Origin of the sequence: Anaplasma marginale str. Florida (assembly GCF_000215485.1) — a bacterium.
Classification (GTDB): Bacteria; Pseudomonadota; Alphaproteobacteria; order Rickettsiales; family Anaplasmataceae; genus Anaplasma; species Anaplasma marginale.
Map to the genome: position 1 here is coordinate 1 of NZ_AFMS01000163.1, position 7,433 is coordinate 7,433.

Below are 7,433 nucleotides of genomic sequence, written 5' to 3' on the forward strand. Positions count from 1 at the left end.
AAGTATTGTGGGGTCTTCTCCCTTGGAGGAAAAAGCTGAGGAACAGGTGGTGAAAGAGGCTCTGCTCATTACTGCGCCGGGCGTTTTGTTTCCCTTTGTTCGGGAGGTTATCGCTAAGATGACTGCCAGCGCTGGGTTTCCGCCACTGATGTTGGATGTTATAGATTTTGAGGCAATGTATGCCAGCCAGCTTGGCGGAGATGACGGAAAGAATAAACAGGCAAACAAAAGTGGGGGTGCAGCCTGAATTTGTGGTCGTGTTTTGTGGTGGGATTATGGGGTTCTTGCGATATTGTGCGGGCATTTCCGTTGTGGCGTGCCTGTGTTCCGTGTTACTACTGAGTTTTTCTGTTGCGGCTGATACGAAAAAGGTGGACCTTCCCTCTAACCATGAGGCGAGCACAGTCGATACGGCGGATGTTACGGCCGAGAAGCTATTGGGTCTGATGCCCGGTGATAGATTTCTGGGCAACACGAGCGCTCCTGTAGTTATGCTGGAGTATGCGTCCTTCTCGTGTTCTCACTGTGCGGATTTTGCGACCAAGGTGTTACCAAGGCTCAAGAATGAGTACATAGACAAGGGCAAGCTCCTATATATATTGAGGGATTTTCCCCTTGATAAGCTCTCACTCTCTGCGGCCATGCTTGGTACGTGCTACAAGGACAACAAGACGTTTTTTGCCTACGCCAAGGCGGTGTTTAACTCGTTTGATGCCTTGATTGCCACCCACAAGGATCTTGGGCTTCTGGCAAATATCGCCAAAATTAGTAACATCTCTGACGAAGAATTTAAGAAGTGTACAACCGATGAAGCCTTGATGGATCGCGTGGTGCAGCAAAAGTTTTTGGCCGTTAACAAACTTGATGTAAATGCAACGCCTGCGTTCTTCTTGAACGGGCAAAGATATGAGGGTAGCCACGACTTTACCAGCATTTCTGCGGAGATTGAAAAGTTGATTTTGTTAACCCCCAACTATTCCGCGTTGGATGGCAAAGCAACCAAGCTGGAACGCAACTAGGCCTGGCAGTGCCTCTGGCGGCTGGTATTATGTCGCGCTGGAGCTACGCGGACTCGGTTATGTTCTGTGCGCGGCCGTAGCCAGTTGCACCTGAGTGGGGACGGTGGTTCGACTGGCGCTCCGCTTGTATGCGCGGTCCGCAAAACCACTGGAGGCGAACTCGCGCTGTTGGGAAATGCTTCTCCACTGCCTGGCCTGCGCCTCCTGCGTCCGTGTGCAGCCCCACACATGCAACTGCTGTAGTGCCCAGCAGCCTATGCAAGCATGTTCGATATTGTCTCTAAGCTAGGTAGTGGCCCGACCTTGCCTATTGCCGCGACCGTTAGTTTGCCACGATTTTGCAAAAGTAAATCTGCCGAATTTATTACGTCACCCAGGTTCACCGCACGTATTTTGCTTATCATCTCTTCCTTGGTGATGTACTTGTTGTAATGCGAATAGCAATAGCCAAGTGCCTCAGATTTTCCAACGGTACTCTCCCTAGACATCAAAACTTCGGACTCCAGCTTGCTTTTTGCCCTCAGTAACTCCTCTTCTTTCACGGTTTCGGGTAGCTTTTTCATCTCTGCAGCTATAGTTTTGAGCAGCTCTTGCAGGTTGCCTTCGTCAGTTGCGGCGTGTATGGAAAAAAGCCCACTGTCGGAGTAGCTAGAATTGAAAGAAGAAATGCTATAAACCAGCCCGCGCTTTTCTCTTATCTCTTGAAACAGCCTTGAAGACATACTACTGCCCAGTATCACGTCAAGGACCTGCATTGTGTAGTATCTCTCGTCTAAGTACGATACTCCAGGAAACCCAATTACTATGTTAACCTGGTCGAGGTCCCGGGCCTCTATGTACTGCCCTCCGGTATATACTGGAGGAGCAACGGGCTGTGGGTTCCGGTCCTGAATCTGAGCAAACCCTTGAGACATGCGTACAACGTCCTCGTGCGCTATATCCCCGGCTACGGAAAGAATCATGTTATTTCCGTAATAGTTTGCGCTCATGTACTGCACAAGGTCAGCCCTTGAGAGGCCCAACACTGACTGTTCCGATCCCAAAATTGGCGCACCGAAGATCTGGCCTTTGTATGCAACTTCCATATACTTGTCGAAGATAATACTGCCCGGGGAGTCATTCGTTTGGTATATTTCCTGCAACACGACATTCTTCTCCCGCTCAATTTCAACTTCCGGGAACGCTGACCTCAGCACTATATCCTCCAGAACCTCTAGAGCAATATGGACGTCCCTCTTCATAACTTTGACGTGATATACGGTGTGTTCTTTATCTGTATATGCGTTGAAGTTTCCACCTATGCAGTCAAAAGCCATTGCAATGTCCAGCGCAGATCTTGTATCAGTACCCTTGAATGCCATGTGCTCAAGAAAATGCGCCAGGCCTATTTTCTCCTTCTCCTCGTGCCTGCTGCCTGTTTTGACCCATATACTAATCCCTACGGAGTTTACCCCGTCTACCTTTTCAGAGACTACAGAAAAGTTATTTTCTAACCTTGTAACTGAGGTTGTATCATTCATAAATTGCTTCGCGAGTGGTACCCGAAACCTTTGATGGTATAGCATTGCCGCGTCGAGTAAAAGCTAAATATTTTGGTGGAATCTATGGGATGTGTTGCGTATCCGCGTCCAAAGCAGCAGGGTTTTAGTGCTTGTTCCACGGGATTTTATGATGTATGAAATCGTCTGGTCCAAGTGCAGAGGGGGTGTAGTGTTGGCTGATGTGCTGCCCAGGGCGGTTGGTGCAATGGTGATGCTTTCTGTAGTTTTGGGGGCCACACAGGTTGCCCGTGCTGGCGATAGAATCACGGCCATGGGCAGTGACGTGCTGCAGGTTACCGTGAAAGAGGGTGACAGCGTTATCAGCGTGCTGCGCGATGCGGGTGTACAAGTGGTTGAGGCCGTTGCTGCCGCGAAATCTCTGAGCGAAGTGTACAATATTGACAAGATAAATGTTGGGGACAAGATCAACGTTGGGGTAAGTGGCTCAGGCTCGGTGCGGTTTGTGTCGGTCAACCCCGCACGCTCCCTATACAGCTTTGAAGCGCGAAAAGATGAGGCTGGTAGGTATAGTGCCAGAGTTGCAAATAACGTCCAAGAAGTGAGGGTTATGAGAGTTTCTGGCCCGGTGGAGAAATCTTTTTTCGCATCTGCGGTCGAAGGCGGTTTATCTGACGCCATGATTATGCAGTTGGTATCAATATATGACAGCCGAGTAGATTTGGATAAAATTCCCCAAGGCAGCTGGCTTGACGTACTATTTGAACGGTTTTTCAACGCTAAGGGTGATTTGATCGCCGACGGAAATGTGCTATACACGGCCCTGGTCATTGATGGGCACCGCGGCAAACAGACGCACCTCAAGCTCTACAGGCACCTTATGAAAGATGGCACGGCCAGATACTGTGATAGCGAAGGACGTAGCCTGGGGAGGAGCATTTTTGAGCATCCCATAGGTGATGGCGGCACGTTTCGTGTATCGTCAAAGTTTGGTACTAGAAAACATCCGATACGCGGTTATAGCGGATTTCACAAGGGAGTCGATTATGCCGCGCCTTTGGGGACCCCAGTCAGGGCTGCGGACAATGGTATAGTAGGATTTGTAGGAACGAAAGGCACCTATGGTGGTTATGTCCGTATACACCATAGGAATAACTATTCCACTGCCTATGCCCATCTGAGTAAGATTAGAGCAGAATTGGTCAAGGGGTCTAAAGTAAAACGTGGGCAGGTGATTGCGTATGTGGGAAGCACGGGCTTGTCAACAGGGCCGCACCTGCACTATGAGGTGCTGTATAAGGGTAAACATGTTGATCCCCAGAAGGTTGGCATAGAAAAAGTTGTGGTGGAGCTCCCGCAGGAGGAGGGTCTCCCATTTAAAGAGACAGTTGCCAACATGGACAGCATGTTGCGCGGGGATTACCGGGAGAATTAACCGCCGGAGCGGCCACATTGCTGATTCAAGCCCTTGTGCATGCTTGGAGCTGGGGCGTTTAGGCCTGTGGGTGCGCCAAACATTCACATGTCCAGAGTCCATACTACGACGCTGGTGCATCTCCGCAGTTAGCAACAATAGTGCGTTAGTCTTACTCATTGGTGTGGCCTGGATTGGCGTTGCGGCCTCATTTTCGTTGACTGTAGAATGCATAAGCGCTAGACTCCAGGGTGTTTCATGAGTTTTCGTACTGCGAATAGCGAAGCCCTGGGTGGGCTTATAGCGTTGAGGGGAGGATTGCTCTTTTGCTGAAAGGAATTAGGAAAGTCTGTATCTCCGGTCGTGAGGTATGGCCCATTATCGAAGGGGGTAAGGGAATTGGAGTCAGCGACGGGAGAAGTGCAGGGGCCTTTGCCGCTGCTGATGCTGTGGGTACGTTTTCTTGTGCTAGTCCCGCGCTTGTAGATAGCAACGGGGAGCACGTGCCGCTGGTATACAGGGGAAAAACCAGGGGGGAGCGCAACCGGGAGCTGATACGCTACAGCATAGAGGCCGGTATAAGCCAGGCGCGTATCGCACACGATGTATCGCAAGGGCGCGGTAGGGTGCACATGAACGTTCTGTGGGAAATGGGCAACGTGAGCGAAGTGCTGTACGGGGTGCTAGAAGGCGCTAAGGGCCTAATTCACGGTGTAACGTGCGGTGCCGGTATGCCATACAAATTGGCTGAGGTGTCGATGCAGTGCGGGGTCTACTACTATCCCATAGTCTCTTCTGCTCGCGCTTTTAGAATTCTATGGATGCGCGCGTATCGCAAGTTCCCCAAGGAACTGTTGGGTGGTGTAGTGTATGAAGATCCGTGGCTTGCCGGCGGGCACAATGGGCTCAGCAATAGCGAAGATCCAAATATGCCTCAAGATCCATTTGACAGAGTGGCGGAGATTAGGTCTTTCATGAACGAAGTGGGTCTTTCTGAAGTTGTCCTGATAATGGCCGGAGGGGTGTGGCACCTGAAAGAATGGGAAACTTGGCTCGATAATGCCAAAATAGGCCCGGTAGCGTTCCAGTTTGGTACAAGACCTCTAGTTACGGAGGAGAGTCCGATTTCGATGTTTTGGAAGAAGAGGCTACTTTCCCTCGAGGTTGGTGACGTGCTACTCAACAAATTCAGCCCAACGGGGTTTTACTCTTCCGCTGTGAGGAACAAATTTTTACGCGAGTTGCAGGAACGTAACGAACGCCAAATTCCCTTTAGCAACGTATGCAGGGATGACTTTGTAGTCGCTGTGAAATTCGGCTCCAGGGGGCGAGATATATACATCACGGCCTCTGATAAAGCACGTGCTGATGCTTGGATTGCCGCTGGCTACGATGCCATGCTCAAAACACCGAATGACACAGTAATTTTTGTTACTGAACAAAAGGCTCGCGAAATACGGGAGGACCAAATAGGCTGTATGGGGTGCTTAAGCCACTGTAAGTTCAGCAATTGGAAAGACCACGGCACCTACAATACTGGAGAAAAGCCGGATCCGAGGAGCTTTTGTATTCAAAAAACGCTGCAGAACATCATTCGCAAGGGCGATTGTGACGGAGAGCTGATGTTTTCTGGGCATAATGCATACAGGTTTGGTAAGGATGAGTTCTACAAGGGTGGGTACATTCCAACTGTGAAGGAACTGGTTGATAGAATACTCAGCGGTTACTGAAGGAATCGAGCGCCGGCTGTCTGTGCTTCATGCTGTAGCGGAGGCGTCCCGCACGCGCTTGCCCCGCGGTCTTATACACTCGCCTGACGGCACCTACTACATGGTTTCATCATCGTTTCTGTTGCTTTTTAGCAGGGATTCTAGGTATCTGGCTATGAGATCTGTTTCTATATTTACCTCGCTATCAGCCTTGAGATACTGAAACGTCGTGTGGCCCCACGTATGTGGAATTACATTGACCACGAACAGCCCACTGCCAGAGGAGTTTACAGTCATAGAAACGCCATCCAGTGCCACTGAGCCCTTGCGGGCTATGTATTTTGTTAGCGTCTCGTCGCAGCTTACCATCAGGGTGTGGGAGCCGGCAATCTGGACTACAGACTCTACCCTTCCCACTCCATCGACGTGCCCTTGCACCATATGTCCATCCATAGGGTCGCCCATCCTTAATGGCAACTCAAGGTTCACCTTGGTGCCTGCACTCCAGTGCTTCAGGTTGGTGGCTCCTAAGGTTTCCTTGGAGACGTTTACGGTAAAACCGCTGCCCTTGTCTATCACTGTTAAGCAAACGCCAGCGCAGGCGACCGAACCACCCACGGCCATTCTTGCCAGGAGGTCTTTATCTTCCACGCTTAAGCGCACCGCTACGTCACTATCTCCGGGCGGTAACACCTCCTCAACAACACCCACGGCCGCCACGATTCCGCTGAACATAAAACCTCCAGCCTACCAGGAACCCACACTGCACTCCCGGCGTGACGCATCCAGGGTTGAGCAACGCCGAGCAGTCTACCACGTTCTTGTATCCACACAAGGAGCACTTGTCAACCTTACGATTAACTGGCTCAAGCTGGTAGGGGAGGTAGGCGCACACCTTCGGCTGCTTCCCGGAGCTCCGCGCTGGATTAATTGCCGTCTACACTGCGTCAGTCAAGGGTAGGAGATGATACTACATGACATATCTACACCGTGTCAGTTAAAGGTAGGGTAGCGGTTTACCTAGACCAACCGGAAGAAGACTGCTGTTGTGCAGCGTGCTGTCCTCCCTGTGCAATCTGGCTCTCCTGCTGATTGAGGGATTGTATTTTCCCTTCTGCAGAAGCCTCATTTACAGCAGTAGCAAGACCTTCAGCTGCCTGCGCGAGTTCCTCTGGATTAATGCCTTCCACGCCCTTGGCTTCAGGGGTGGTGTGTGCATCGTCTAATTTAATACCCGCAGCTTCCAGCCCTGCTTGGACCTCGGCAGTATGCCCCGCAAGTGTATTAGTCTGCTCTGTGCACACCTCTATTGTAGCGTTTATAAGGTCAGTAACAATTGCTTGGTCGTCCTTACTACTGTCATTTACTGCTTCAAGTAAGGCATTGTTGATAGCTGCGCTTTCTTGCATGTTCAGGGCATATAGGGCCTCGCTCATTGCATATATCGTTTCTGGGCTGATCTCTGCCACCTTTACCTGCGGGTCGATTTTCTGTGCATCTTTACCAGCTTGGCGAATGACGTTGGTGATATGGGATATGCTGCCGAACGCGGATTTCACGCTGTTACACATCTGCGAGACAATCTCCTTGGTTGTTCTAGGAGGTTGAGGTATGAAAGACTGCACAAGTGCATCGCGCTCTGCTTGGGAGAGCCCACATATTTGTGCAAGCTCGTTACACATATCGCTGACGATGGTCTTAATGGTTTCAGTCCCTGCAGCAACTGTTGCTGCACGCTCCTGTGCCACACGCTCGGTCATTGCTTGTGCTTCAGCTCGCTGCTCAGCCTGTG

5 protein-coding genes and 2 pseudogenes are annotated in these 7,433 nt (G+C 50.7%); 4 read left to right on the forward strand and 3 right to left on the reverse strand.

Annotated features, from left to right (window positions below; all coding sequences use genetic code 11):
* Both GAC_RS04610 and GAC_RS04615 read left to right on the forward strand, forming a co-directional pair.
* Window positions 1–247, forward strand: a pseudogene (locus tag GAC_RS04610) (protein-export chaperone SecB); the annotation flags it as partial.
* Window positions 201–1,019: a DsbA family protein gene (locus GAC_RS04615; protein WP_012658816.1), complete on the forward strand. Its 819-nt coding sequence runs from the start codon at window positions 201–203 to the stop codon at window positions 1,017–1,019. The pseudogene GAC_RS04610 and the gene GAC_RS04615, both read left to right, overlap by 47 nt.
* Window positions 1,020–1,273: 254 nt before the next feature.
* Here the strand turns inward: GAC_RS04615 and GAC_RS04620 are convergent, their stop codons facing one another.
* A complete protein-coding gene (locus GAC_RS04620; RefSeq protein ID WP_010267013.1) occupies window positions 1,274–2,539 on the reverse strand; it encodes a M16 family metallopeptidase in 1,266 nt (421 codons plus the stop codon).
* Window positions 2,540–2,687: 148 nt separating this feature from the next.
* On the opposite strand from GAC_RS04620, the gene GAC_RS04625 reads away from it, so the two are divergent.
* Complete coding sequence (locus GAC_RS04625) at window positions 2,688–3,953, forward strand: peptidoglycan DD-metalloendopeptidase family protein (protein WP_181005424.1); 1,266 nt, start codon at window positions 2,688–2,690, stop codon at window positions 3,951–3,953.
* Between the two features lie 305 nt (window positions 3,954–4,258).
* Window positions 4,259–5,662: an NAD(P)H-dependent flavin oxidoreductase gene (locus tag GAC_RS04630; RefSeq protein ID WP_010262714.1), complete on the forward strand. Its 1,404-nt coding sequence runs from the start codon at window positions 4,259–4,261 to the stop codon at window positions 5,660–5,662.
* A 96-nt stretch (window positions 5,663–5,758) separates the two neighbouring features.
* On the opposite strand, the gene GAC_RS04635 is transcribed toward GAC_RS04630, so the two are convergent.
* Together GAC_RS04635 and GAC_RS05545 are read right to left on the reverse strand one after the other, a co-directional pair.
* Window positions 5,759–6,376, reverse strand: coding sequence for a riboflavin synthase (locus GAC_RS04635; RefSeq protein WP_010262718.1), 618 nt, complete (start codon window positions 6,374–6,376; stop codon window positions 5,759–5,761).
* Window positions 6,377–6,657: 281 nt separating this feature from the next.
* Window positions 6,658–7,433 (reverse strand): annotated as a pseudogene (locus GAC_RS05545) (hypothetical protein); the annotation flags it as partial.